Below are 24991 nucleotides of genomic sequence, written 5' to 3' on the forward strand. Positions count from 1 at the left end.
CGATGCCTCGTCGCACACGGAACTCGGCTGATGGCAGCATGCCGCTCGTCGAGCACCTCCGAGAGCTGCGACGAAGGCTGACGATCAGCGCTGCGGCGGTCGCGATTGCGACCATCGCGGGCTGGTTCTTGTTCGACCCGATTTTCACCTTGATCACCGATCCCTACGTCAAGGGGATCGCACCGCTGGTCGAAGGGAAGAACGTCGACGCGCAGATCGTCATCAGCGGTGGTGTGGGTGCGGCCTTCAACGTTCGCATCAAGCTGGCCGTGGCGATCGGGGTGGTCGTCGCCAGTCCGGTGTGGATCAACCAGGCTTGGCGCTTCATCCTGCCGGCGCTGCATCGTCGCGAGAAGCGCTGGGCATACCTGATGACCGCGACGGGCGCGCCCTTGTTCATTGGTGGCGCCTTCATCGGGTACCTAGTGCTGCCGAAGGGCATCGAGGTGCTCATCGGATTCATCCCGGACTCGATCGCGTCCCTCACGTCGCTCGACGACTACCTCAGCTTCGTGCTGCGGACGATGCTGGTCTTCGGGATCGCGGCGGAGATTCCGCTGGTCGTCGTGATGCTCAATCGCCTCGGTCTCGTGAGCCCTCGTCAGCTCGCCTCTGCCCGGCCGTGGACGGTCATCGGAATCTTCGTGTTCGCGGCCATCGCGACGCCCTCGACGGACCCCCTCACGATGCTGATCCTCGCAGCGCCGATGACCGTGCTCTACCTCATCGCGGAGATCATCGCGCGAGTTGTCGATCGCCGTCGAGCGTCCGTCGTAGACGAGGCTCTTGCGGACGACGAGCTGTCCCGCATCGATTGATTGGACTGTCATGTTCGGAATGGGTTGGCCAGAGATGTTCGTCATCGCTGTCGTGGCAATGCTCGTGTTCGGGCCCGACAAGCTGCCAGGACTCGCGCAGCAGGCGGGCGGGTTCGTCCGTACCGTCCGAAAGATGGCCGAGAACGCCAAGGCCGAGCTTGGTGCTGAGCTCGGCGGAGTCGATCTCAAGGATCTCGACCCGCGTGAGGTCGTGCGACGAGCGTTCGAGGAGGAACCTGTCGATGCCGACGGCCCGACTGTGACCTACCTCGAGAATTCTGAGGAAGAGGCGAACGACGACCGGCCGACGGTGACCTATCTCGACGGCGATGCCGGTAGGGAGACGGCGTGATCATTGACCCGTCGCATGAGGAGTCTCGCGAGCTGACGATGACGATCCTCATGACGCCGGAGATGGTCAACTTCGCGGGCAACGTTCGTGGTGGCCTGATCTTGAAATACCTCGACCAGGTTGCTTACACCTGTGCGAGTCGATTCACGCGGCCGTACATGGTGACAGCCTCAGTCGACCAGGTCTGCTTTCGCAGCGCGCTGCACAACGGCGATGTCGTCACCTTTCTCGCTTCGGTGAACCACACCGGACGTACGTCGCTCGAAGTCGGGATCCGCGTCGAGGCCGAGGACGTGACCAGTGGTGCGCGACGGCATACGAACAGCTGCTACTTCACGATGGTCGCCGTCGACGGCGGCAGGCCTTGCGCGGTACGGCAGGTGATCCCGGCCGCTCCCGAGCAACTTCGTCGCTGGGCTGACGCCGAGGCACGTAGGGGTCTCAGACGACTGCGCTCGAGGAGGTCCTCCGACTGGAGGATGCCCGGTTCGGTGCCATCTTGGGCTGCGGCTGGGACGCCTTCGAGAGCTGCTGCCACCCCGATCTTCGCTACACGCACGCAAATGGCGTGATGGACACGTTGGACACGTACGCAGCGAAGCTGCGATCCGGCTTCTACGACTATCACTGGATAGAGCACCCGATCGACCACGCTTGGGTTGGTGACGAGTGCGTGCTCGTCTGGGCGCGCATGATGGCGACTCTCCTTGCCGGAGAACATACGAAGACGATCGACAATCGGACCCTTTCGGTGTGGGTCCAGTCCGCTGGCTGTTGATCGGCCAGCAACCGACCGTTGTGTGACGTGAGGGAGATCGGCACGCGCACCCCCGGCGCACCCCGACAGTGAAATCTGTCGCCCGTGAGCCACGAATGCAACTGAAATGACAGGCACAATCTGCACCGCCAGTCACTTGCAGTGAGAATGTCAGGGTCGCATATGGTCCAGCACTCTTGGCTTGGGCGCGCGCCCCCGGCGCGCCCCCAGGGTAAGAATCGATGCAATCAGAGGCATGCATGGGCCTGCAATTGCAGGGAGAAATGAGGCTGCCAACCTCTCGTAATGAAAAGGTCGTCAGTTCGATTCTGACAAGCGGCTCAACGAAAAATTGACCTTGGGAGCTTGGCTCCCGCTCAAGACGATGCAGGCGGACTCACGTGTACGGTCGCCCGGATCAGCTTCGGCACGTCTCGGCGAAGATGAGCTTCTGCGTCGTGTGCGATGTCGTGGGCCGCGTGGAGGTCAAGAGCCCCGTTGACCTCGACGCTGGTCTCGGCGTGCAGCTCGTGACCGATCCAGCGCAGCCGGACCGAGTCGACACCGAGGACTCCCGGAGTGCCGAGCAGTGCCTGCTCGGCATGGTCGACGAGCGCTGGGTCGACACCGTCGAGCAGTCGGCGGAAGACCTCGGTGACAGCGCCCTTGAGGACGACCAGGATGGCCACCGTGATGAGCAGTCCCACGATCGGGTCGGCCAGCGGGAACCCGGCCAGGACGCCGATAGCGCCCAGCGCCACGGCGAGGGACGTGAACCCGTCGGTGCGGGCGTGGAGCCCGTCAGCGACGAGTGCGGCAGACGCGATCTTGCGGCCGACCCGGATGCGATAGACGGCGACGAGCTCATTGCCGGCGAAGCCGATGATGCCGGCAGCGAGCACCACCCACGGGTGGGCGATGTCGCGTGGATCGATCAGTCGATGGATGGACTCATATCCGGCGACGACCGCTGACAGCGCGATCATCAGCACGATGAACAGCCCGGCGATGTCCTCGACGCGGCCGAGGCCGTAGGTGAATCGGCGAGTGGGCGGTCGCCGGACCAGGACGAAGGCGATCCACAACGGCACGGCGGTGAGCGCGTCGGAGAAGTTGTGGATCGTGTCGGCCAGCAACGCCACGGAGCCGGTCAGGATGACGATCACCAGCTGCGCGATCGCGGTGGCCAGCAGCACCAAGAGGCTGATCTTCAGCGCCCGTATGCCCTCTGTGCTGGACTCGAGCTCGGAGTCGATCGAGTCGGCTGCGTCGTGGCTGTGCGGCTGGAAGATCGAGAGGAAGAATCCCCTCAGCCCACTCGGATGGGCGTGATCATGCGGGTGATCGTGATCGTGATCGTGCGAGTGATGCTCGTGAGGACGGTGGGTCGTCATCAACGCGACTCGGCGGAGGTGGGCAGCTGACTGATCGCCGCGCCGCTTCGGTGGTGTGCCGGCACGTCCGGCCCTTGGTGCTCAGCGTGCCGGATCCCGTCGAGCACCAGCTGGCGGGCGTGATCGTTCTCGAGCCGGTAGTAGATCGTGTTGCCGTCACGGCGCGTCTGCACGAGTCGAGCCAACCTCAGCTTGGCCAGGTGCTGCGACACCGCTGACGGCGCCTTGCCGACGGTCGAGGCAAGCTGACCGACGGACAGCTCCCGGTCGACGAGGCACCAGAGCAGGCTCAAGCGCGTCCCGTCTGAGAGCATGCGGAACACCTCGCTGGCGAGATCGATCTCGTCGGGGGAGGGCAGCTCGATCTGACTATCTGCATTCATACGCATATACTATCGCTTTGTGAACCGGCAGACCGCGTTGGTTGCGGATCGTGGCGGGGTCGGGCTAGAGTCGCCGCGATCGTGATCCATCGGCAGGAGGTGAGACCCATGTACGCAACATCCCAGTGGGCGCTCCCCTGCAGTCCACGATCGCGCGACTGACGCAGTCGCCGCCCGGAGCGCCCCGCCGCATCTTGCGAAAGGCACTCCTATGAACATTTCATCTGCTTCACCCCTGCACACCCCCACGACCGCAGCTGCCGGGTCCGGCGGAGGCGAGCGAGCCCTCGTCCTCGGTGGCGGCGGGTCGACCGGCAACGCGTGGCTGATCGGCGTCATCGCCGGGCTGCACGAGGCCGGCGTCGACGTGACAACGGCCGACCTGACGATCGGTACGTCCGCGGGTTCGACGGCCGCCGCCCAGATCGTCGGCGCGACGCCGGCCGAGCTGCTGGACATGACCCTTGCGGCCGTTCCTCCGCAACGGGTCGGATCACCGGGTCCTGCCGAAGGACGGGGTCCGAGCCGGCTGATGTCCGACCATCTCGACCGGTTCCTCGCGATCATCGCCTCCTCCGAGGACGTGGTGGACATGCGCCGCAGGATGGGCGCAGCGGCGCTCGCCAAGGAGGCGGAGTCGGACGGATCCTGGCAGGCGCAGTGGCGCGCCACGGTCGCGTCGCGGCTGCCCAGCCAGGAGTGGCCACGCCGAGCCGTGCACCTGACGGCGGTGGATGCCGAGACCGGCGAACCGGTGGTGTTCGACCGCGACAGCGGCGTGGAGCTGGTGGACGCGGTCGCCGCCAGCTGCGCCGGTGGCGGCTTCCCGTACCGGATCGGAGGGCGGCCGTACCTCGACGGTGGCTACCGGGCCAATGCCGAGAACGCCGACCTCGCCGTCGGCTACGAGCGGGTGCTCGTGCTGTCTCCGCTGGGCGGGAAGACGCTCCATCCGCTGGAGTGGCGTACGGGGCTTCCCGTGCAGGTCGAGGAGCTGCGGGCGCATGGCAGCAGGGTCGAGACGATCGTGCCGGACAGTCAGTCCGAGCATCTGTTCGGCCCGAACGCGATGGACGTGTCGCTGCGGCCGGCGGCCGCTCGGGCCGGCTACGAGCAGGGAAGGGGTCGTGCAGAGCAGGTCAGCGAGCTCTGGCTCGCCTGACAGTCCAGGACGTCGCGGGGCGACCGCAGCGATGCGGCGCCCCGCGCTTGCGGGCGGCTACTGGTGTCGCCGCGTCCTGCCTCGGCCCGCGACAACTGGATAGATCACCCAGGCGATGAGCAGCGCCAGGACCTCGACGAGTGCGCCCACCACCATCTCCAGGTTCGACATCGTTACCCAGCCTTCCCCCGATTGCTGTCACATGTTCGTGAACCAGTCTCGCGCGGGCGGCCAAATCCACCAAGTGTCAGAAGTTGCCGCGCTTGGCCTGCTCGCGCTCGATCGCCTCGAACAGCGCCTGGAAGTTGCCCTTGCCGAAGCCGAGCGAGCCGTGCCGCTCGATCAGCTCGAAGAACACCGTCGGCCGGTCGCCGATCGGCTTGGTGAAGATCTGCAGCAGGTAGCCGTCCTCGTCGCGGTCGACCAGGATGCCGCGCTTCTGCAGCTCCTCGATCGGGACGCGGACGTTGCCGATGCGATCGCGCAGCTCCGGGTCGGTGTAGTACGACTCGGGCGTGTCGAGGAACTCGATGCCGGCGGCCCGCAGACGGTCGACGGTGTCGAGGATGTCGTTGGTCGCGAGGGCGAGGTGCTGGGCGCCGGGGCCGCGGTAGAACTCGAGGTACTCGTCGATCTGCGACTTGCGCTTGCCGACCGCGGGCTCGTTGAGCGGGAACTTCACCCGGTGGTTGCCGCTGGCCACGACCTTGCTCATCAGCGCGCTGTACTCGGTCGCGATGTCGTCGCCGATGAACTCGGCCATGTTGGTGAAGCCCATGATGCGGTTGTAGAAGTCGACCCACTCGTCCATGTGGCCGAGCTCGACGTTGCCGACGACGTGGTCGAGGGCCTGGAAGATCCGCTTCGGCGCGTCGGCCGGCTTCGCGTACGTCGAGCGCCGCTCGACGTAGCCGGGCAGGTAGGCGCCGGTGTACGCGCTGCGGTCGACGAGCGTGTGGCGGGTCTCGCCGTAGGCCGCGATCGCCGCGATGCGTACGGTGCCGTGCTCGTCGGTCAGGTCGTGCGGCTCCTCGAGGATCGTCGCGCCCTGCGCGCGGGCGTGGTCGATGCACGTGTCGACGTCGGGCACCTCGAGGGCGATGTCGATGACGCCGTCGCCGTGGGCGCGGTGGTGGTCGAGGATCGGGCTGTCGGGGTCGACGCCGCCCTTGAGGACGAACCGCACGGCGCCGCTCTCCAGGACGTACGCGTGGTGGTCGCGGTTGCCGGTCTCGGGGCCGGAGTACGCGACGAGCTCCATGCCGAACGCCGACTGGTAGAAGTGCGCCGACTGCGTCGCGTTGCCGACTGCCCAGACGACGGCGTCCCAACCGGTGACCGGGAAGGGGTCCGTCGTGGTGTCGTACTCGACCAGGCCGACGAGCTGCTTGAGCTGGTCGAGGTCGAGGTGGGCCAGGCGTTCGGAGTCAGTCAGGTCGAGGGTCATGGCCCCACATCAACGCATCACGCCGAGATGGGCAAGCGGCGCAGTCAATGATGGTCACATGTGCTACGTCAGGCCGGTAGTCTGAGGGACATCTCGGCAATCTGCATACCTGGGAGGCAGCATGGATCAGCTGGATGTCGCGCTCGTCGAGGCGATGCGCGAGCACCCCCGGGTGGGTGACCTCGAGCTGTCCCGCATCACCCAGGTCGCGCGCGCGACGGTGCAGTCCCGGCTCGCCAAGCTGGAGCGCGCCGGCGTCATCACCGGCTACGGGCCCGACATCGACCTCGTCGCCGCGGGGCACCCGGTGCTGGCCTTCGTGACGCTCGAGATCGCGCAGGGCTCGCTCGACGCGGTGACCGACGAGCTCGACTCGCTGCCCAACGTGCTCGAGGCGTACGTCACGAGCGGCACCGCGGACATCGTCTGCAAGATCGCCGCTACCTCGCACGAGGACCTCCAGGCGACCCTGCTCCACATCAGCCAGTCGGGCTCGGTCGTGCGGTCGACCAGCGTCATCGTGCTGTCGGAGCTGGTACGCCCGAGGGTGCTGCCGATGCTGAGGAAGGGCGCCGAGGGCAGCACCTCGAGAGCCCCGGCCTACCGGTGAGCACTAGGTGGTTGAGGTGCGGAGCGAAGCGGAGCCTCGAAACCACCGGTGGTTTCGAGGCTCGGCCGCGGGCGGCCTCCGCACCTCAACCACCTAAGTGGCGAGCACCTTCAGGCGGTTCAGGGCTTCCTCGATGACCTCGGGACGCTTGCAGAAGGCCCAGCGCACCAGGGGCCGGCCGGCTTCGACGTCGTCGTAGAACACCTGGTGGGGGATCGCGACGACGCCGGCGCGTTCGGGCAGCGTGCGGCAGAACTCGACACCGTCGTCGAAGCCCAGCGACCTGATGTCGGTCGTCGCGAAGTAGGTGCCCTCCGGCACGTACACCTCGAACCCGAGCTCGGCGAGCCCGTCGCACAGCAGGTCGCGCTGCGACTGGAGCTGGCTGCGGAAGGTGTCGAAGTACGCGTCGTCGGCGCCGAGTGCGTGCGCGATCGCCGGCTGCAGCGGCGACCCTGACGTGTAGGTCAGGAACTGCTTGGCGCCGATCATCGCCTGCACCAGCGCCGCCGGTCCCGTGGCCCAGCCGATCTTCCACCCGGTGAACGAGAAGCTCTTGCCGCCGCTCGAGATCGTCAGCGTACGTTCGGCCATGCCCGGCAGCGTCGTGATCGGGATGTGGGGGAGGCCGTCGAACGTGAGGTGCTCGTAGACCTCGTCGCTGATCACCACGAGGTCGTGCTCGGTCGCCACGGCGGCGATGGCATCGAGCTCCTCGCGCCGGAGCACGGTGCCGGTCGGGTTGTGCGGCGAGTTGAGCAGGATCGCCGTCGTACGCGGCGACACCGCGGCGCGCAGCTCGTCGATGGGCAGCCGGAAGTCCGGGGCGCGCAGCGTGACGGGCCGGCGCACGCCACCGGCCATCTGGATCACCGCGACGTACGAGTCGTAGTAGGGCTCGAGGACGATGACCTCGTCGCCCGGGTCGATGAGTCCGAGCAGCGCCGACGCGATGGCCTCGGTCGCGCCGGTGGTGACGCCGACCTCGGTGTCGGGCTCGACGTCCACACCATAGAAGCGCTTCTGGTGGGCCGCGATCGCGTGCCGCAGCTCCGGCACGCCGGTGCCGGGGGCGTATTGGTTGCGCCCGCCCCGCAGCGCGTCGACCGCGACCTCGATCACCTCGGCCGGGCCGTCCGTGTCCGGGAAGCCCTGGCCGAGGTTGACCGCACCGGTCCGCAGCGCGAGCGCGCTCATCTCGGCGAAGATCGTGGTGCCGAGACCTGTCAGGCGTGCGCTGGAGGTCTTCATGCGGTCGATCCTAGGCGGCTAGGTACGGACCTCTTCGGTGCCCGGCACCTCGGCCTGCTTGATCTCGTCGACGAGGTCGTCGGGTGGCGGTGCGGTCGTTGACGCGTCCTCGGACCCCGCACCACCGCCGACCGACGTGCGCTTCTTGTTCCAGACGTCGAACGCGACGGCGGCCAGCAGCACGAGGCCCTTGACGGCCTGCTGCCAGTCGATCGAGGTGCCCATGAGCGACATGCCGTTGTTGAGGACACCCATGACGAAGCCACCGATGATGGCGCCGACGACCGTGCCGACACCGCCGGTGACCGCCGCGCCGCCGATGAACGCAGCAGCGATCGCGTCGAGCTCGAAGTTGGTGCCGGCCTTGGGGTTGGCAGCCGTGAGGCGCGCGGCCGTGACCATGCCGGCGAGTGCGGCGAGCAGCCCCATGTTGGTCATGACGAGGAAGTCGATGCGGCGCGTACGAACGCCCGACATCGTCGCGGCGTCGACGTTGCCACCGATCGCGTAGACGTGCCGGCCGATGATCGTGCGCTCCATGATGAAGCTGTAGATGCCGATCAGGACGAACAGGATCAGGCCGACGACCGGCAGGCCGCGGTACTGCGCCAGGACGTACGAGAAGCCGAAGAGGACCGCGACGATCACGATCAGCTTGGCGTAGAACACGGGGAGCGGGAGGACCTCGAAGTTGTAGCGGATCGCCGACGAGCGCTTGCGGAACTCCAGGAACACCAGGAACACCGCCAGGAGGGCGGCGATCACGAGGGTCAGGTTGGCCAGCCCGGTGTCGGGCCCGACCTCGGGGAGGAAGCCGTTGCCCATCGACTCGAAGCCCTGGGGCAGGTTGCCGATCGTCGCGCCGTCGAGCACGACGAGCGTCAGGCCGCGGAACAGCAGCATGCTCGACAGCGTCACGATGAACGCGGGGATGCCGACGTACGCCACCCAGAACCCGTGCCAGGCGCCGATCGCCGCCCCGATGCCGAGGCACAGGATCACGGCGATGAGCCAGGGGATGTCCCACTTGGTCATCATGGTCGCCGCGACGGCGCCGACGAAGGCGGCAACCGAGCCGACCGACAGGTCGATGTGGCGGGCGATGATGACCATGACCATGCCGATCGCCAGGATGAGGATCGCGGCGTTCTGGGTCAGCAGGTTGGTGACGTTGAGCGGCTTCAGCAGCACGCCGTCGGTCTTGATCTGGAAGAACAGGACGATCGCCACGAGGGCGATGACCATGCCGTACTGCCTGACGTTGCCTCGCAACAGGCCCTTCATCGTGCTTGCGGTGCTCATCGTCCTACCTCTTGTCCGTGTGTCGTGGTCATGTAGCGCATCAGGGTCTCCTGGTCGGCTTGCGCGCGGTCGAGCTCGCCGGTGATGCGGCCTTCGGCGAGGGTGTAGATGCGGTCGCAGAGGCCGAGCAGCTCCGGCAGCTCCGAGGAGATGACGATGACGCCGCGGCCCTGCTTGGCGAGGCGCTGGATGACGCCGTAGATCTCATACTTGGCGCCGACGTCGATGCCGCGGGTCGGCTCGTCGAGGATCAGCACCTGGGGATCGGTGTACATCCACTTGCTCAGCACGACCTTCTGCTGGTTGCCGCCCGAGAGCTTGGCGACGCCCTCGTTGACGGTCGGCGTCTTGATGTTCATGCTGCTTCGATAGCGCTCGGCCACGACGACCTCTTCACGCTGGTCGACCGTGAGGCCCTTGCGCAGCTTGTCGATCCCGGCCGCCGTGACGGACCGCTTGATGTCGTCGAGCAGGTTGAGGCCGAGCGCCTTGCGGTCCTCGGTGAGGTAGGCGATGCCGGCCTCGATCGCGGCGTGCACCGACTTGAGGTGCAGCTCCTTGCCGTCGAGGATCAGCTGCCCTTCGATGTGGCTGCCGTACGAGCGGCCGAAGATGCTGCGCGCGAGCTCGGTGCGTCCGGCGCCCATCAGCCCGGCGATGCCGACGATCTCGCCGCGATGCACCTCGAGGTTGGCGTCCTTGATGACCGCGCGTGACCCGTCGAGCGGGTGCATGACGGTCCAGTTGCGGACCTCGAGCAGCACGTCGCCGATCTCCGGCTCGTGCTCCGGGAAGCGGTGCTCGAGGTCGCGACCGACCATGCCGCGGATGATGCGGTCCTCGTCGACGCGGTCCTCGGAGACCACGAGGGTCTCGATGGTCTTGCCGTCGCGCAGGATCGTGATCGCGTCGGCGATCTGCTCGATCTCGTTGAGCTTGTGGGAGATCATGATCGACGTGATGCCCTTGTCCTGCAGGCCCTTGAGCAGGCCGAGGAGGTGCTGGGAGTCGTCGTCGTTGAGGGCTGCGGTGGGCTCGTCGAGGATCAGCAGCCGGACGTCCTTGGACAGCGCCTTGGCGATCTCGACGAGCTGCTGCTTGCCGACGCCGAGGTGCTTGACGGGCGTCAGGGGGTTCTCCGCCAGCCCGACCCGGGCCAGCAGCTCGATCGCCTGACGGTTGGTGCGGTCCCAGCTGATGATGCCGCCGGACGCCTTCTCGTTGCCCAGGAAGATGTTCTCGGCGATCGACAGCTCGGGTATCAGCGCGAGCTCCTGGTGGATGATGACGATGCCGGCCGCCTCGCTCTGGCGGATGTCCTTGAACTCGACGACGTCGCCGTCGAACACGATGTCGCCGTCGTAGGAGCCGTGCGGGTAGACGCCGCTGAGCACCTTCATGAGCGTCGACTTGCCGGCGCCGTTCTCACCGCAGATCGCGTGGATGTCGCCGGTCTTGACGGTGAGGTTGACGTCGTCGAGCGCGATGACGCCGGGGAACTCCTTGGTGATGGAGCGCATCTCCAGGATGGGTTTCATGGTGCGGATGTCCTGTCGGTCCAGTGGGGGTGTGAGCTGTGGGGCGCCCCTACGCAGAAGGGGCGCCCCACACGTATCACTTGAGGTCGGCGTCCGTGTAGTAGCCGGAGTCGACCAGGACCTTCTGAACGCTGTCCTTGGTCACGGGGACCGGGTCCAGCAGGTAGGACGGGACAACCTTCTTGCCGTTGTCGTACGTCTTGGTGTCGTTGACCTCGGGCTTCTTGTCAGCACCGATCGCCTTGATCATCGCGACCGTGACCTTGGCCAGCTCGCGCGTGTCCTTGAAGATCGTCGAGTACTGCTCGCCCTGGAGGATCGACTTGACCGACTGGACCTCGGCGTCCTGACCGGTGACGACGGGCAGGGGCTTGTCGCCGGCGCCGTAGCCGTTGGCCTTGAGCGCCGCGATGATGCCCAGGGACAGTCCGTCGTACGGCGACAGGACGCCGTTGACGGTCTCGCTGCTGTAGCTCTTCGTCAGGATGTTGTCCATGCGCTGCTGCGCCGTGGCGGGGTCCCAACGCAGGATCGCGGCCTGCTTGAAGCCGGTCTGGCCCGAGACGATCTTGAGGTCGCCGGAGTCGATCTTGGGCTGCAGGACCTTCATCGCGCCGTTCCAGAAGAACGTCGCGTTGTTGTCGTCCGGCGAGCCGGCGAACAGCTCGACGTTGTAGGGCGCCTTGCCCTTGGCCTCGAGGCCCGTGAGCAGCGACTGCGCCTGGAGCTCGCCGACCTTCTCGTTGTCGAACGTCGTGTAGTAGTCGACGGCGTCCGAGTCACGGATCAGGCGGTCGTACGCGATGATCGGGATGTCGGTGTCCTCGGCCTTCTGCAGCACGTCGCCGAGCGCCGTGCCGTCGATGGCCGCGATGACGAGCATCTTCTCGCCCTTGGTGACCATGTTCTCGACCTGCGAGACCTGGGTCGGGATGTCGTCCTCGGCGTACTGGAGGTCGACCTTGTAGCCGGCCGCCTCGAGCTGCTTCTTGATGTTGTTGCCGTCGGCGATCCAGCGCTCCGACGACTTGGTCGGCATCGCGACGCCGATGGTGCCCTTGTCGCCGCCGCCTCCGCCATCACCGGAGCCGCCGCACGCCGTCAGGCTCAGCGCCACTGCGACGCCGGCGACTGTTGCGAGTACTTTTCGCACTGATTTTCTCCTTCGTTGCTCGGACTGCAGGGGCTGTCCCTGTCCGTTTCCTTCTTTTTCTTGCGCAGACGTCAAAGCCCCTGCGCGAGTCTGTGGGGTGGTCATCGGATCGCCTCGAGCTTGCGGGCCTTGAGGCGGTGCATGACGTCGTCGCCACCGCGACCGAAGTGGTCGTGCAGCGCGCGGTAGTCGTCATAGAGGGCGTCGTACGCCTGGGCGCGCGCGGCGTCGGGGACGTGGCGGTTGCGGTCGACCCGGCCCATCGCGTCGGATGCGGCCTGGACGTCGGGGTAGGCACCGGCGGCGACGGCGGCGTGGATCGCGGAGCCGAGCGCCGGCCCCTGCTCCGAGCCGATCGTGGACAGCGGCAGGTTGAGCACGTCGGCGTAGATCTGCATCAGCAAGGCGTTCTTCTGCAGGCCGCCCGCGATGACGATCTCGTGCACCGGCACGCCGGCCTCGGCGAACGTCTCGAGGATCAGCCGCGTGCCGAACGCCGTGGCCTCCAGCAGTGCGCGGTAGACGTCCTCGGGCCGGGTGGCCAGCGTGAGCCCGACGACGAGGCCGGACAGGTCGTGGTCGACCAGCACCGAGCGGTTGCCGCTGTGCCAGTCGAGCGCCAGCAGGCCGTGCTCGCCGACCGCCTGCTGCGCGGCCAGCCTGCTGAGGTGCTCGTGGACCGTCACCCCCGCGTCGTCAGCGGCCTGCGTGACCTCGGCGGGCACCTGCTGCGTCGTGAACCACTCGAAGATGTCGCCCACGCCGCTCTGTCCGGCCTCGTAGCCCCACAGGCCGGGGGTGATGCCGCCCTCGACGACCCCGCACATGCCCGGGACCTCGCGGAGCACGTCGCTGTTCATGACGTGGCACGTCGAGGTGCCCATGATCAGGACCATCTGTCCGGGGCCGATCGACTGGGCCGCCGGCGCGGTGACGTGGGCGTCGACGTTGCCAGCCGCGACGGCGATGCCGGCAGGCAGTCCGGTCAGCGCCGCGGCCGCCTCGGTCAGTGATCCGACGCGTTCGCCGAGCGCGGCGAGCGGGCGATCGATCTTGTCGGTCACGAAGTCGGCGAAGCCGGGGTGCAGCTCGGCGAGGAAGTCGCGACTCGGGTAGGTGCCGTCCTGGAGGATGCCCTTGTAGCCGGCGCTGCAGGCGTTGCGGGTCAGCGTCCCGCACAGCTGCCACACGATCCAGTCGGCGGCCTCGACGAAGTGCGCCGTGCGGGCGTAGACCTCGGGCGCCTCCTCGAGGAGCTGCAGTCCCTTGGCAAATTCCCACTCCGACGAGATCAGTCCGCCGTAGCGCGCGAGCCACACCTCGGAGCGCTTGCGGGCCAGCTCGTTGAGCCGGTCGGCCTGACCCTGCGCCGCGTGGTGACGCCACAGCTTGACGTACGCGTGAGGCTCGGCCGCGAGGTCGGAGACCTCGGAGAGCGGGGTGCCGTCAGCGGTGGTCGGCACCATCGTGCAGGCCGTGAAGTCGGTGGCGATGCCGATGACCGAGGTGGGGTCGACGCCCGCCTGCTCCAACGCACGCGGCACCGCCACCTCGAGGACCTCGAGGTAGTCCGACGCCACCTGGAGCGCCCAGTCGGGGGCGAGCGGAGTGCCGTCGGGCAGCTCACGATCGAGGACGCCATGGGCGTACGGGTGAACCGCGGAGCCGAGCTCCTGGCCGTCCGAGACCCGCACGATGAGGGCGCGGCCGGACTGGGTGCCGAAGTCGACACCGATGACGACGGGTCCTGTGCTGCCGGAAACGGGCGCGTGCTGGCTCAACAGGGCCCTCCTCCAAAGGCTAGATGTGAGCGCTCACGTGAACGCTCACATCAGGGTAGTGTGCTGTGGATCACAGCCCCCGTCAACCCCTCGGAGGCACTGAATTTCAGCCGATGCGGGGTGACACCCTGTGGCGTCGCAGCCCTATCGAGCCGGCGGTGGAGCGGTGGACTCGCGGACCACGAGGGTGGTCGGCACGAGGTCGACGGTCGGCTGCTCCTCGCCGTCGAGGACACGCGACAGCACCTCCATGACCCTTTGCCCGAGGGCCGGGAAGTCCTGCCGCATGGTCGTCAGCGGCGGCAGGAAGTAGCCCGCCTCGGGCAGGTCGTCGAAGCCGATGACGCTGACGTCCTCCGGCACCCGGCGGCCGGCCTCCCGCATCGCGCGCAGCAGGCCCAAGGCCATCTGGTCGTTGCCGGCGAAGACCGCCGTGACGTCGCGCTCGCGGGCCAGGGACAGCCCCGTGCGGTAGCCGCTCGCAGCACTCCAGTCACCGCCCCAGCGCAGTGGCGGGATGCGGCGCTTCCGGCTCTCGAGCTCGGCGCGCCAGCCGTCGCGCCGGGCGTGCGCCTCGGCCCAGCCGTTGGGTCCGGACAGGTGGATCACGGTCTCGTGCCCGAGGTCGAGCAGGTGGCGGGTCGCGAGCCGGCCGCCCTCGAAGTTGTCGAACCCGGCGGTCAGCGGCGTACGGGACATGTCGCCCTCGACCACCACGGTCGGGATGTCGAGGTCGAGGGAGTGCGCCTCCCGGAGGATCGTCTCGTGGGGGACGATGACGACCATCGCCTCGACGATGCGCTCCTGCAGGTCGGTGACCGCGGCGCGGAACGCCTCGCGCGACATCGACTCGACGTTGACCGTGGCGAGCCGGTACTCGGACTCGCGGGCTGCCGCTTCGAGCGCCAGCAGGACGTTGGCCGGGCCGAACTGCTCGGTGCCCCACGTCACCACGCCGACGGTTCGCGAACGGCTGGAGGCCAACAGACGGGCGGCCAGGTTGCGCCGGTAGCGCAGTTCCTCGGCGGCCTTGAGCACCCGGTCGCGGGTCTCGGGACGTACGCCCGGCATCCCGTTGATGACCCTGGAGACGGTCTGGTGGGAGACGCCGGCCCGCTGTGCGACGTCCGCCATGCGCGGGACCCGTGGGCCGCCTGGGGACGTCGGGGTCATGCGCAGACACTAGCCGGTGACCGGCGACGAATTTTCCAAGTCGCCCACAACCGCGTGTTTCGCGCCTACTGTGGGGGCAGGTCAGGTCGTGGCGACCCGTCCACCGGTTTGGGAGAGCCGGCGGACCGACCGGCGGGTTGGGAGTCCCGTCGGAGGGTGGTCGCCACGGTCCCTCGATGACCGCACGGAGGGAGCACCGTGAGCACACGCGCGTCTGCGGCCGTGACGCCTGTCGTGCTGCCGTCGAAGTGGCAGCACATCGGCAACCGGTTCAGCTTCGGGGTCAACGAGTCCCTGGCGGCCAGCATTCGGTCGGCGGGCTCCTCCGACGCGTGGCTGCGCAGCCAGTTCGACTGGGGCAAGATCACCGACACCAGGTCGGGCGCGGTGATCTCCTGGTTCCCCCGGCTCACGGACTCGCCGTCAGCAGCCTGGGCGCGGGTCAAGGCCGACGAGCGCTCCTCGTGGGACTACGGCTTCGACTTCGCCTGCTACTCGATGGCCCGCAAGATCCTGAGCCGGCGCCAGGTGCACGAGGTCATGGTCGACTTCTGGTCCAACCTGCTCTACATCCCGATGGGCGAGGACCGCTCGTTCCCGTGGCGCTACTCGTACGACACCGTGATCCGGTCGCGGGCGCTCAGCACGTACCGGAACCTGCTGCGCGGGACGATCGTGCACCCGGCGATGTCGGGCTGGCTCAACAACAGCTCCAACACCAAGTCGGGGATCAACGAGAACCTGGGGCGTGAGCTGCTCGAGCTCTACACCGTCGGCCGGCCGTCGGGGTACGACGAGGACGACGTCAAGAACTCGGCCCGGCTGCTGACGGGGTTCTCCGTGCGGGTGTTCGACGACTTCGCGGCGTCGTACTCGACGGCGAACCACTACCGGGGCCGGGTCCGCATCCTTGGGTTCACGCACGCCAACTCCTCGTCGGACGGCCGGCCGGCGGTCAACGCGTACCTCGACTACCTGGCCCGCCACCCGGCGACGGCCAGGCGGATCGCCCGCCGGCTCTGCGTGCGGTTCGTGTCCGACACCCCGTCGAGCAGCCTCGTGAGCGCGGTCGCCAACACGTACCTGAAGTCGGACACCGACATCCGCGCGACGCTCTGGACGCTCGTCAAGCATCCCGAGTTCGTCGCCGCCCAGCGCAAGAAGGTGCGCACGCCGGTCGAGGACGTCGTCAACGCCGCGCGCGTGCTCGGCATGGCTCCGACCGGCTCGTCGGACGCCGAGTCGTTCGCGCAGAAGGTCATCTGGATGTGCAACAACATGGGCCAGAACCCGTACACGTGGCCGCGGCCCGACGGGTTCCCGGAGACGTCGTCGACGTGGACGTCGCCCGCACGCGTGCTGCGCTCGTGGGACATGCACTACAACCTCGCCGGCAACTGGTGGGGCTCGCGCGAGGTCGCGATCCCGGCGAAGCTCGACCAGCTGCCGACGCAGTGGCCGTGCACGCTCGGGCAGCTCGTCGACCATCAGTCGCGCATGCTGCTCGGGCGTACGGCGTCCCTCCCGCTGCGCGCGGCCGTGGCCTCGGCGCTCAACCTGCCCGAGACGTACGTCGTCACGTCGGCGGCCAAGGTCACCGAGTGGGGCTGGGTCGTCATCCGCGGCGCGGTCCTCAACACGCCTGAAGGGATGCTGCGATGAACCCCGTCGACGACTGCGGGTGCGGCGACTACGACGTCAGCCGTCGTTCGCTGCTCAAGGCCGCTGGACTGGCGTCGATGGCGGGCGTGGCGACCTCGATGTTTGGGGACGTGCTGACCTCGACGGTCTTCGGCGCGTCCAACGCCAACGTGCTCGTGGTGATCTCCCTGCGGGGTGGTGCCGACGGACTCTCGATGATGGTGCCGCACGCCGAGGAGGCCTACTACTCCTCGCGGCCGACGACGGCGATCGCCAAGAACAAGCTGCTCTACGCCGACTCCACGTTCGGGCTGCACCCGTCGTTCACGGCGCTGGGCCCGATGTGGCTGCTCGGGCAGGTTGCCGGTATCCACGCCGTCGGCCTGCCGGCGCCCAACCGGAGCCACTTCGACGCGATGGAGACCCTCGAGGACGCCGACCCCGGCAGCTCGGCGCGCATCGGCTGGATCAACCGGATGGTGTCGGGCCTCGCCGAGTCGCCCGACGTGTTCGACGCGATGCAGATCGGCGACACGATCACCCCGACCTCGCTCGTCGGGCCGGCGCCGACGATCGCGACCCAGGCGTTCTCGGACCTGGCGATGCCGTTCTCGAAGGACCCCGTGATGAGCCAGCGGGTCTCCGACAGCCTGCGTGCCCAGTACGCCGCCAGGGGCGGGCTGATCGGCGAGGCCGGCCTCGGCGCGATCACGCTCGCAGGGCGCGCCGCCGCGATCTCGGGCTCGGTCAACGACGGCCCACTCGCCGGGGTCATCTACCCGAAGTACTCCGAGCTCGGCGCGGCCCTCAAGTCGACGGCGGGCCTGATCCGCGCGAACGTCGGGGTCAAGGCGGTCGCCGTCGACGCGGGCGGCTGGGACCACCACGTCGACCTCGGCTACCGGGTCAACGACACGGTCAAGGACCTGGCACTCTGCCTCGCGGCGTTCTTCCTCGACCTCGGACTGGACGCGGGCCGGGTCACGGTCGTCACCCTGAGCGAGTTCGGCCGGCGGCTCAAGGAGAACGGGTCGCACGGCGTCGACCACGGCTACGGCAACGCCGTGTTCGCGCTCGGTGCTGGCGTGAACGGCGGCTTCTACTCGCGCTGGCCCGGGCTCTCGGCCGGCACCCAGGTCGACGGCGACCTCGCGGTGACGACCGACTACCGCAGTGTCCTGACGGAGATCCTGCGAGCCAGGTTCCCGGCCCTCGACACCAGCAAGGTGTTCCCGGGGATCTCGTACGCCCCGCTGGGCTTCATGCACTGAGTCAGCGAGCAGCGACCATGAGCTCGTTCTGCAACCGGTCGATGCGGCGGATGATCCGGATCCACAGCACGAGGGCGACGACATAGAGGACAGCGTTGGCAGTCTGGACGAGTCCCAGGTCCGCGTACGCCTCGTCCACGGCCGCGTCTGCCTGGATCGAGATGGCGGAGACGCCGAGGCAGTCGATGAAGAACGCAAGCAGCAGGCAGGTCCACCACGCGTTGATCCGAGGCGCTGTGGGCTTGTTGTGCGGGTCCTTCGAGGCGTCGCGAACGATCTCGTACGGCATGCCGAGGTTCACGAACGGGACGACCCATCCGGCCCACACCCACCAACGTCGGCGTCCATAGTGCACGTCCGGGTTGAGAATCTCGGCGTTGACGCGCACGCGGTACAGCCATCGGCACGTGACGACGTAGGCGCCGATCAGCGTCGGCAGCCACAACAGGTTCACGAGGTCGTACAGGGTCACGAAGACGTTTGTGGCGTCGGTGTTGGCCACCACGGCCATGTGGTCCTGCGCGGGCCACGACAGTCCCGCCTCGACGACTTCGCGAGCCGCGAACACAGCGGCCACGATGATCGCCGCGGACATGAGTCCCCGTGCCGGTTCGGCGCGAGGGCTGAGGAGGCGTCGGTCCGGGCCCTGAGAGGGCTGGTAGGACATGGTTCCCCCAGATGGTCGTGCGGTCGGCGCAACGTAGCACTGCGACGACGCTCCCCGTGGCGGATTCGCGATCTGCGCCACGCCCCGCTGGGCTTCATGCACTGAGTCAGCTCGCGACGCCCATGAGTCGGTCCTGCAGTCGGTTGATGCGTCGCACGGTCGTGATCCAGAGCACGAAGGCGCTGACAAGAATCAGCGCATCGACGGTCTCGACGGTCCCCAGAGCCGAGACGGCGCCCTTGTCGATGTCCGTGCCGCTGACGAGTGCCGCACCGATCTGGTCGGAGGCCGTGGTGACCAGCCACAGCGCCCACCACCAGCCGATCACGGTGCTGTTCCTGGGTTCGCGGGGGTCGTGAGAGACGTCCCGGACGATCTGGAACGGGAACCACAGGCTCACGACCGGGCACACCCAGCCGCCCCAGACCCAGCCCTTGCTGCGCGCCTGGTGGACTCCGGGGAACATCGCCTCATGGTTGGTGCGGACCTTGTAGAGCCACAGGCACGTGACGACGTAGGCCGCGATGAGCAACGGGATCTGGGGGAGCGCGGCCAGGTCGTACGGGGTCCAGACGTCGAACGCCGGGGTCCCGTTGTCCGCGGCGTCCAGGTACGACTGCTGTGCCGGCCAGGCGAGCCCGGCCTCGATGACCTGGATGGCCGTGAAGAGCGCTGCGATGGCGATCGTGGCCGCCATCAGGCCGTGGGCCGGTACCGGTTGCGGAGGGTAGTAGTACCCGGGCGGAGGGGGCGGGTAGCTGCCCTGCGTGGCGGGGCCGTAGCGCGGGAACCCCTCAGCCGCTTGTGGATCGCCAGGGTACGGCGGGTAGGACATGGTTCCCCCAGATGGTCGTGCGGTCGGCGCAACGTAGCACTGCGACGACGCTCCCCGTGGCGGATTCGCGATCTGCGATCCACGACCCCTCGCGGCCCTACGATGACGACGTGACGAGCCTCAGTCGTACGCGCATCGCCGTCGCCGCGGGGTTCGCGTTGCAAGGCCTGGTGTTCGCGGCGATCGTCACCCAGGCGCCGCGGATCAAGGACAAGTTCGACATCGGCGACAGCGGGCTCACCGGGATCCTCGTGCTCGTGGCCGTGGTGTCCGGCGTCGGCAGCGTCCTCGCCGGTCTCGTGGCGGAGCACCGGACGAGTGCCGTGGCGTTCCGGCTCGCGCTGCTGACGATCGGTCTCGGCGCGCTGCTTGTCGGCGTCGCCCCGACGCTGCCGCTGGTCGTGGCCGCGTTCGTCGTCTACGGCCTCGGTGTCGGTGCGGTCGACGCAGGCATGAACATGCAGGGCGTTCGCGTGCAGCAGGCATATGGCCGCAGCATCATGGCGAACTTCCACGGCATGTGGTCGATCGCCGGCATCGCGGGCGCACTGTTCGCCGCGGGTGCCGCCGGGATCGACCTGCCGCTGGCGATCTCGCTCGTCATCATCGCCGTGGTCACGTGGATCACCGTCGCGGTCGCGGCGCCGCACTTCGTCGAGGCACAGGAGCACGATCCCGGGTTGTCCGCCAAGGGTCTCGACCTGCCGTGGCGACCGATCCTGGTCTTCGGCCTCGTCATCCTGCTGTTCTACGCCGCCGACACCGGCATCCTGACGTGGAGCAGCGTCTACCTCGAGGACGCCCTCGACTCGACCAAGAGCGTGGCGCCGCTGGCGTACGGGGCGTACGAGGCGGGGGCGTTGATCTCGCGGTTCGGCGGCGACTTCCTCGTACGCCGGGTCGGTGCGACCAAGGTCGTCGTGACCGGTACGACGGTCGGCGTCGTGGGCCTCGCGGTCGTCGTGACGGCTGCAGCGCCGGCGATGGCGATCGGCGGGTTCTTCGTGACCGGCCTCGGGCTGGCGATCCTGGCGCCGTTGTCGTTCGCCGCGCTGGCCGGAGCGGTGCCGGCGAAGTCTCTCGACGTGGCGATCGCACGGATGAACATCGCGAACTACCTCGGCGCGATCCTCGGCGGTGGGCTCATCGGCGCCGCAGCCTCGGCGGACCACCTGCGCTGGGCGTTCGTGATCCCGCTCGTGCTGATCCCGTTGGTGCTGCTGTTCGCGCGGTCGTTCCGTACGGCGGATGCCACGGTCATCGACGCGGTGTGAGGGTGGGTCGGTCGCTCGGGCCGGTCGGCTCACGAGGTTTCGTCAACGGGCGGCTTCGCCGCGATCGCTCAACCTCCCTCGACGCTCGCTCGCAGAGCTCGCTCCGGTCTCGGGACATAAGTCGCCCCACCGTTCTCGGGGGGTGAAACGGTGGGGCGACAACAGGCGCCAACGGCATGAATGCGTATTGACCCTGCAGTCATAATGTTACGCCAGCAAGACAACCGTGTGGAGGTTTTGGTCGAATAATCAACGATTTCTTCCCGGTCAGCGGGTCTTGGTGACCTTGGCCAGACCCGACGGGCGGTCCGGATCGCGGCCGCGGCGCAGGGCGAGCGCCAGGGCGAGCTGTTGGAGGGGGAACACCTCGATCAGCGGAAGCAGGGCCGGATCGAGCTCGTGGCCCTGCAATCCCGGGACCGGGACGTGCGCGGCGGCACCGTCGACGGGCTCGCCGACCGCGATGACGCGAGCACCGAGACGCCCAGCCGCGTCGGCGAAGGCGACCACCGACTCCCGGCCGTACGGGCTGCCTGTGAGGACGATCACAGGGGTGCCCGGCACGACCTGGCCGAGGGGTCCATGGGTGGCGTCCGCAGCGCTCCAGCCGGAGGCCGCGATCGCGTTGGTCTCCATGAGCTTGAGGGCGCCTTCCTTGGCGGTGGCCATCGAGTAGCCACGGCCCACGACCAGCATCCGGTCGGCGTCCGCCAGGGCCGCGGCGAGGTCTGACATCGGGGTGGTGACGGCCGCCGCCGCGATCTCGGCCGCAGCCTTGACCTGTCGTTCGAGGGCGGACCACTCCGTGCCACTCGCGAGCCGGACCACGAGATGCAGGGCCAGGAGCTCGGCGGTGTACGTCTTGGTGGCGGCCACCGACAGCTCGGGTCCGGCCGAGAGGCCCACGTGCACGTCGCCCATGGCGGCGAGGCTGCTCGAGGTGCTGTTGGTGAACGCGATGACCGGGACGTCTGCGTGCTTGGCGGCGCGCACGGTCTCCAGCAGGTCTGGCGACTCGCCGGACTGGGAGACCGCGAGCATGACGGCGCGCGGGTAGCGCAGCTCGCTGCCGTACGCCGTGACGGTGCTCGGTGTCGCCAGCAGCGCTGGGACGCGCAGGACGTTGTGGACGAGGTACTGGGCGTACATCGCGGCGTGGTCGCTGGACCCGCGAGCGGCGAGCACCACGAGCGACGGGTCGGTGTCGCGGATCAGCTCCGCGGCGGCCGTCAGGGCGTGGTGTCCCGTGCGCAGGAGCTCGCGCCACCGGTCGGGCTGCTCAAGGATCTCGCCGGTCATGTGCGCCCCGGCTGCGGCGTCGTCGTTCACGAGGAGCTCCTGGGGTGAAGACCCGCTGCGGGCCCGGGGTCGCCGGGCCCGCAACGGGCGGGGATCAGCGGATGGATGCCGCCGAGCTGGTGGTGCCGCCGGACGTCGGCGCGTACGCCATGACGACGCGCACCGCGGCACCGCTCACCGGGATGCGTACGCTCCGGTGGCCGCGTGTCAGGTCGACCTTGACCTTGCCGACGCTGTTGCCGTCAGCATCGACGGCGAACAACGACGCGGTGCCGGTGCCCTTGACGTCGACGCCTGCCGTGACGGTCGATCCCGAACGCGTGGCACTGCGGAGGACCGCCGACCGGCGCGGATCTGCCGCCGGCCCACCCGCGAGGGCGACACCCGTGCGGACGGCCTGCGCGATCGACAACGGCGAGTCGACGCTGGACAGCGCCTCGTCGGGGATCGTCGGCGCCTTCGTCGCGACCGACGGCGGGGTCCAGCCCGGTGCCGTGACGACGCCCCAGCGGTAGGGATCGCCCTGCACGCCGCCCCAGGTCGACCAGCCGATGCGGGTCTGACCGGTCTTGTCCTGGGTGTCGGAGTCGTAGACGAACACGTCGACACCGAGGTGCTCGGGATCGATCGTGTCGGGCAGCTCGGCGGCCGGGATCTTGGTCTCGACGACGTAGCCGTCGCCGGTGACCTTGGCCGCGAACGTCACCGAGGGCGCGGTCTCCGCGATCGCTCCCTGGTTGTTGTCGGCGTCACGGCCGGCGCACGCACCGCCGTCCGACGTGTCAGGCAGGACGAACATCTTGAACGTCGTCGAGGTGTTCTCCGAGGTGCCCTTGGGATCGATCGCGATCTCGACGGAGTCCGTGCGCCAGTGCCGCTTGCAGTCGCTCGAGGCCAGCAACGTCCCCATCTGCTCGTCCGTGACCTCGGCGGCGACGAAGAGGTCGTCACCGTGGCGGGCGAGGTGCCCGACGGCGGAGCAGTCGGTGGCATCGGTGCACGCCGATCCCTCCCACACCCGGCTCAGGTTGATCGACGACGATCCGTACTCGCCGCTGTCGATCACGCCGTCGACCTTGGGCGTCGCCTCCTCGATCGTGGTGGTCGGCACGAGCTCGAGCGCGGCCGCCGAGCTCGCGGTGCCGGCATCGGACGTCGTCTCGATCGTGTAGTCGTAGTCGCCGCCGGAGCCACCCTCGTTCGAGGTCGGCAAGGCGTCGTCGTCGTTCGTCACGGTGAACGTGACGCTCGACCTCGCACCTGCAGCGAGGCCGTCGTACGACTTGGTGGCCGCGTCGGCGCTGAACCCGGCGGGCAGCTTCAGGGCGACCGAGCCGCTCTGGGTCGAGCCGCTGTTGTTGACCAGGTCGACGCGGACCTCGCGCGACCCGCCGCTCGGCAGGGTCAGGACCGGCTTGACGGTGCCCCGTAGCTGCGGCACGCCGTTGTCGGCCGCCCAGCCGGAGAAGCTCGCGACCTGCGGCAGCAGCTGCTGCGTGCCCGACACGGCCGGAGCCACCTCGAGCTGCTGGTTGCCATAGCCGGTACGTCCCGCTGACCGGACCTTGACGTCGACGAGGACTCGCTTGTTGGTCGCCGCGTCAGCAGGTGCGGTGACCTCGAACGTCCTCGTACGCGTGGCGCCCGGCTTCAGGTCGCCGAGGGCGACCGTGTCGGCGCCCGACCAGCCAGCAGGCAGGCCGACCGAGAGGGTCGCGCCGGACAGGCGCTTCGTCCTGGGGGCCGTCACCTTGACCGTGATCGTGCTCGATCCGCCGGGCACGACGGCGAACGTCGAGGCCGACACGTCGAGCTTCGTCCCGAGCGGCAGGCCATGTGGCGTCGGCAGCAGGGCGCCCTGCAACATCGTCGCGGAGGAGGACGCGGGGGAGGTGAGGTCGCCGCGGGTGAACGGCACCCTGGAGTCGACCTGCGTCATGTAGTCGCAGCCGAGCTTCGTGGGATCGGCCGACACGTCCGGGAACCCGGCCCAGCCCTGGCTCTTGTATACCCGCTGGGCCTCGCGCTCGACCTGGGCCCAGGTCTTGCCGTACTGCGTCGACGTGCGCCCGCTCCACACGCCGTAGATGTCATCGGTCGGATCGGTCGGCTTGAACGTCGTCGTGCACGTCTCGCCGCTCGCCGCCCCTGAGCCGCGGGCGGTGGCCGTCAGCAGCTTGCTCGCCGTCCACGGCTTCAGGCCCTCCTTGCGGATCTGGTCGGGATACGCCGAAGGGTCACCCGCGAGGTTGTACGCCTCGACCGCCAGCAGCGCGGCCTCCTGGTGCGCCCCGTGGTTGCCGGGGCTCGGGGCGGTGTTCATCGTGGCGATGATCTCGGGCTTGGTCTCGCGGACGACCCGGACCAGCCGGCCGAGGGTGTCCTCGTGTCCCCAGATCTTGCGATAGAGCGGCTCGCTGACGGAGTAGTAGGAGTCGACCTTGTCGAGGTTGTAGACGTCCGTGACGTTCGCCTTGCCGACTGCCTCTCGTTCCTCGTGCTCACGCAGCAGGCCCAGCGCAGGTCCCTCCTCGGGTCCGACCGCGTTGCCGCCGCCCTCGCCGCGGGTCACGGTGACGACGCCGGTACGCGTGCCATACCGCTCGCGCCACTCCCCGAACATCGACAGCCGTCCCGCCTCGTCGTCGGGATGTGCGCCGACGAAGAGGACGTCGAGGTCGGCCGCGCTGCGGTGCGTACCGGTCGTGTGGGTCGTGCCGGCGTCCGCCCCCGAGGCGGACGCGACCGGTGCGGCCAGGGCGAGCACCGCGGCCCCCACGAGGGTGGTGCGACGCGATGGGCGTACGTGCCGATGTCTCTGCATAACTCATCCCTTCTGTCGTGGCAGGCGGTCTGGGTCCCGTTGACCCAGGGGTCTGTGGC

Annotated in this window: 22 protein-coding genes; 9 read left to right on the top strand and 13 right to left on the bottom strand. The window is 68.4% G+C overall.

Going from position 1 to position 24991, the window contains the following annotated elements:
- Positions 1 to 2: 2 nt before the first annotated feature.
- Genes tatC through ASE12_RS20795 form a run of 4 tightly spaced genes read left to right on the top strand, consistent with a single transcriptional unit; the run spans position 3 to position 1948 of the window.
- Positions 3 to 818 carry a twin-arginine translocase subunit TatC gene (gene tatC / locus ASE12_RS14365; protein ID WP_056401973.1) on the top strand — a complete coding sequence of 272 codons (816 nt, stop codon included), beginning with the start codon at positions 3 to 5 and terminating at the stop codon, positions 816 to 818.
- A 19-nt stretch (positions 819 to 837) separates the two neighbouring features.
- Positions 838 to 1170, top strand: a complete 333-nt coding sequence (tatB, locus tag ASE12_RS14370) for a Sec-independent protein translocase protein TatB (RefSeq protein WP_255355468.1) — start codon at positions 838 to 840, stop codon at positions 1168 to 1170.
- The gene (locus ASE12_RS14375) at positions 1167 to 1742 is read left to right on the top strand and encodes an acyl-CoA thioesterase (RefSeq protein ID WP_235508919.1); all 576 of its coding nucleotides are present in this window, start codon (positions 1167 to 1169) and stop codon (positions 1740 to 1742) included. Before tatB ends, ASE12_RS14375 begins: the two co-directional genes overlap by 4 nt.
- A complete protein-coding gene (locus tag ASE12_RS20795; RefSeq protein WP_162255502.1) occupies positions 1670 to 1948 on the top strand; it encodes a nuclear transport factor 2 family protein in 279 nt (92 codons plus the stop codon). Before ASE12_RS14375 ends, ASE12_RS20795 begins: the two co-directional genes overlap by 73 nt.
- Positions 1949 to 2304: 356 nt before the next feature.
- Here the strand turns inward: ASE12_RS20795 and ASE12_RS14385 are convergent, their stop codons facing one another.
- Both ASE12_RS14385 and ASE12_RS14390 read right to left on the bottom strand, forming a co-directional pair.
- Positions 2305 to 3321, bottom strand: coding sequence for a cation diffusion facilitator family transporter (locus tag ASE12_RS14385; RefSeq protein ID WP_056401981.1), 1017 nt, complete (start codon positions 3319 to 3321; stop codon positions 2305 to 2307).
- On the bottom strand, positions 3321 to 3704 hold the full coding sequence (locus ASE12_RS14390; RefSeq protein ID WP_056401984.1) for a metalloregulator ArsR/SmtB family transcription factor: 384 nt from the start codon (positions 3702 to 3704) through the stop codon (positions 3321 to 3323). Before ASE12_RS14390 ends, ASE12_RS14385 begins: the two co-directional genes overlap by 1 nt.
- Before the next feature lie 211 nt (positions 3705 to 3915).
- Between ASE12_RS14390 and ASE12_RS14395 the strand changes: the two genes are divergently transcribed.
- Positions 3916 to 4866 (top strand): patatin-like phospholipase family protein, encoded by a 951-nt coding sequence (locus ASE12_RS14395; protein WP_056401985.1) that lies wholly within the window; start codon positions 3916 to 3918, stop codon positions 4864 to 4866.
- 247 nt (positions 4867 to 5113) lie between these two features.
- Here ASE12_RS14395 and hppD read toward each other — a convergent pair whose 3' ends face one another.
- Positions 5114 to 6313, bottom strand: coding sequence for a 4-hydroxyphenylpyruvate dioxygenase (gene hppD, locus ASE12_RS14400; protein ID WP_056401988.1), 1200 nt, complete (start codon positions 6311 to 6313; stop codon positions 5114 to 5116).
- 121 nt (positions 6314 to 6434) lie between these two features.
- Here hppD and ASE12_RS14405 point away from each other — a divergent pair, with 121 nt between their 5' ends.
- Entirely contained in the window at positions 6435 to 6923 is a 489-nt protein-coding gene (locus ASE12_RS14405; RefSeq protein ID WP_056401991.1) for an Lrp/AsnC family transcriptional regulator, read from the top strand.
- Between the two features lie 93 nt (positions 6924 to 7016).
- Here ASE12_RS14405 and ASE12_RS14410 read toward each other — a convergent pair whose 3' ends face one another.
- From ASE12_RS14410 to ASE12_RS14435, 6 genes are all read right to left on the bottom strand, one after another.
- Positions 7017 to 8174, bottom strand: coding sequence for a pyridoxal phosphate-dependent aminotransferase (locus ASE12_RS14410; protein ID WP_056401994.1), 1158 nt, complete (start codon positions 8172 to 8174; stop codon positions 7017 to 7019).
- A gap of 18 nt (positions 8175 to 8192) precedes the next feature.
- A complete protein-coding gene (gene mmsB, locus ASE12_RS14415; protein WP_056401996.1) occupies positions 8193 to 9476 on the bottom strand; it encodes a multiple monosaccharide ABC transporter permease in 1284 nt (427 codons plus the stop codon).
- Positions 9473 to 11014 (bottom strand): multiple monosaccharide ABC transporter ATP-binding protein, encoded by a 1542-nt coding sequence (gene mmsA, locus ASE12_RS14420; protein WP_056401999.1) that lies wholly within the window; start codon positions 11012 to 11014, stop codon positions 9473 to 9475. The genes mmsB and mmsA overlap by 4 nt, the downstream gene beginning before the upstream one ends.
- 76 nt (positions 11015 to 11090) lie before the next feature.
- Complete coding sequence (gene chvE, locus ASE12_RS14425) at positions 11091 to 12167, bottom strand: multiple monosaccharide ABC transporter substrate-binding protein (protein ID WP_304439350.1); 1077 nt, start codon at positions 12165 to 12167, stop codon at positions 11091 to 11093.
- A gap of 101 nt (positions 12168 to 12268) precedes the next feature.
- Positions 12269 to 13948, bottom strand: a complete 1680-nt coding sequence (gene araB / locus ASE12_RS14430; protein ID WP_056402003.1) for a ribulokinase — start codon at positions 13946 to 13948, stop codon at positions 12269 to 12271.
- A gap of 144 nt (positions 13949 to 14092) precedes the next feature.
- Complete coding sequence (locus ASE12_RS14435; protein WP_200955032.1) at positions 14093 to 15121, bottom strand: LacI family DNA-binding transcriptional regulator; 1029 nt, start codon at positions 15119 to 15121, stop codon at positions 14093 to 14095.
- Between the two features lie 198 nt (positions 15122 to 15319).
- Here ASE12_RS14435 and ASE12_RS14440 point away from each other — a divergent pair, with 198 nt between their 5' ends.
- Positions 15320 to 16783 carry a DUF1800 domain-containing protein gene (locus ASE12_RS14440; protein WP_082582298.1) on the top strand — a complete coding sequence of 488 codons (1464 nt, stop codon included), beginning with the start codon at positions 15320 to 15322 and terminating at the stop codon, positions 16781 to 16783.
- Positions 16780 to 18033: a DUF1501 domain-containing protein gene (locus ASE12_RS14445; RefSeq protein WP_056402011.1), complete on the top strand. Its 1254-nt coding sequence runs from the start codon at positions 16780 to 16782 to the stop codon at positions 18031 to 18033. Before ASE12_RS14440 ends, ASE12_RS14445 begins: the two co-directional genes overlap by 4 nt.
- A gap of 1 nt (position 18034) precedes the next feature.
- Here the strand turns inward: ASE12_RS14445 and ASE12_RS14450 are convergent, their stop codons facing one another.
- Positions 18035 to 18628 carry a DUF4328 domain-containing protein gene (locus tag ASE12_RS14450; protein ID WP_056402014.1) on the bottom strand — a complete coding sequence of 198 codons (594 nt, stop codon included), beginning with the start codon at positions 18626 to 18628 and terminating at the stop codon, positions 18035 to 18037.
- A gap of 178 nt (positions 18629 to 18806) precedes the next feature.
- Positions 18807 to 19397, bottom strand: a complete 591-nt coding sequence (locus ASE12_RS14455) for a DUF4328 domain-containing protein (protein ID WP_056402016.1) — start codon at positions 19395 to 19397, stop codon at positions 18807 to 18809.
- Between the two features lie 248 nt (positions 19398 to 19645).
- On the opposite strand from ASE12_RS14455, the gene ASE12_RS14460 reads away from it, so the two are divergent.
- Complete coding sequence (locus ASE12_RS14460; RefSeq protein ID WP_162255503.1) at positions 19646 to 20809, top strand: MFS transporter; 1164 nt, start codon at positions 19646 to 19648, stop codon at positions 20807 to 20809.
- Positions 20810 to 21076: 267 nt separating this feature from the next.
- On the opposite strand, the gene ASE12_RS14465 is transcribed toward ASE12_RS14460, so the two are convergent.
- Together ASE12_RS14465 and ASE12_RS14470 are read right to left on the bottom strand one after the other, a co-directional pair.
- Positions 21077 to 22138, bottom strand: coding sequence for an SIS domain-containing protein (locus ASE12_RS14465; protein ID WP_056402021.1), 1062 nt, complete (start codon positions 22136 to 22138; stop codon positions 21077 to 21079).
- 64 nt (positions 22139 to 22202) lie between these two features.
- Complete coding sequence (locus ASE12_RS14470; RefSeq protein ID WP_056402025.1) at positions 22203 to 24932, bottom strand: sugar-binding protein; 2730 nt, start codon at positions 24930 to 24932, stop codon at positions 22203 to 22205.
- Positions 24933 to 24991: the final 59 nt, after the last annotated feature.

Source organism: Aeromicrobium sp. Root236, from assembly GCF_001428805.1.
Taxonomy (GTDB): Bacteria; Actinomycetota; Actinomycetes; order Propionibacteriales; family Nocardioidaceae; genus Aeromicrobium.

Excerpts from the sequence above, each read along its gene's own strand:
- tatC (WP_056401973.1), top strand. The coding sequence starts at position 3 with ATGCCTCGTCGCACACGGAACTCGGCTGATGGCAGCATGCCGCTCGTC.
- tatB (WP_255355468.1), top strand. The coding sequence starts at position 838 with ATGGGTTGGCCAGAGATGTTCGTCATCGCTGTCGTGGCAATGCTCGTG.
- ASE12_RS14385 (WP_056401981.1), bottom strand. The coding sequence starts at position 3,321 with ATGACGACCCACCGTCCTCACGAGCATCACTCGCACGATCACGATCAC.
- ASE12_RS14390 (WP_056401984.1), bottom strand. The coding sequence starts at position 3,704 with ATGAATGCAGATAGTCAGATCGAGCTGCCCTCCCCCGACGAGATCGAT.
- ASE12_RS14395 (WP_056401985.1), top strand. The coding sequence starts at position 3,916 with ATGAACATTTCATCTGCTTCACCCCTGCACACCCCCACGACCGCAGCT.
- hppD (WP_056401988.1), bottom strand. The coding sequence starts at position 6,313 with ATGACCCTCGACCTGACTGACTCCGAACGCCTGGCCCACCTCGACCTC.
- ASE12_RS14405 (WP_056401991.1), top strand. The coding sequence starts at position 6,435 with ATGGATCAGCTGGATGTCGCGCTCGTCGAGGCGATGCGCGAGCACCCC.
- ASE12_RS14410 (WP_056401994.1), bottom strand. The coding sequence starts at position 8,174 with ATGAAGACCTCCAGCGCACGCCTGACAGGTCTCGGCACCACGATCTTC.
- mmsB (WP_056401996.1), bottom strand. The coding sequence starts at position 9,476 with ATGAGCACCGCAAGCACGATGAAGGGCCTGTTGCGAGGCAACGTCAGG.
- mmsA (WP_056401999.1), bottom strand. The coding sequence starts at position 11,014 with ATGAAACCCATCCTGGAGATGCGCTCCATCACCAAGGAGTTCCCCGGC.
- ASE12_RS14435 (WP_200955032.1), bottom strand. The coding sequence starts at position 15,121 with ATGACCCCGACGTCCCCAGGCGGCCCACGGGTCCCGCGCATGGCGGAC.
- ASE12_RS14445 (WP_056402011.1), top strand. The coding sequence starts at position 16,780 with ATGAACCCCGTCGACGACTGCGGGTGCGGCGACTACGACGTCAGCCGT.
- ASE12_RS14450 (WP_056402014.1), bottom strand. The coding sequence starts at position 18,628 with ATGTCCGCGGCGATCATCGTGGCCGCTGTGTTCGCGGCTCGCGAAGTC.
- ASE12_RS14455 (WP_056402016.1), bottom strand. The coding sequence starts at position 19,397 with ATGGCGGCCACGATCGCCATCGCAGCGCTCTTCACGGCCATCCAGGTC.
- ASE12_RS14470 (WP_056402025.1), bottom strand. The coding sequence starts at position 24,932 with ATGCAGAGACATCGGCACGTACGCCCATCGCGTCGCACCACCCTCGTG.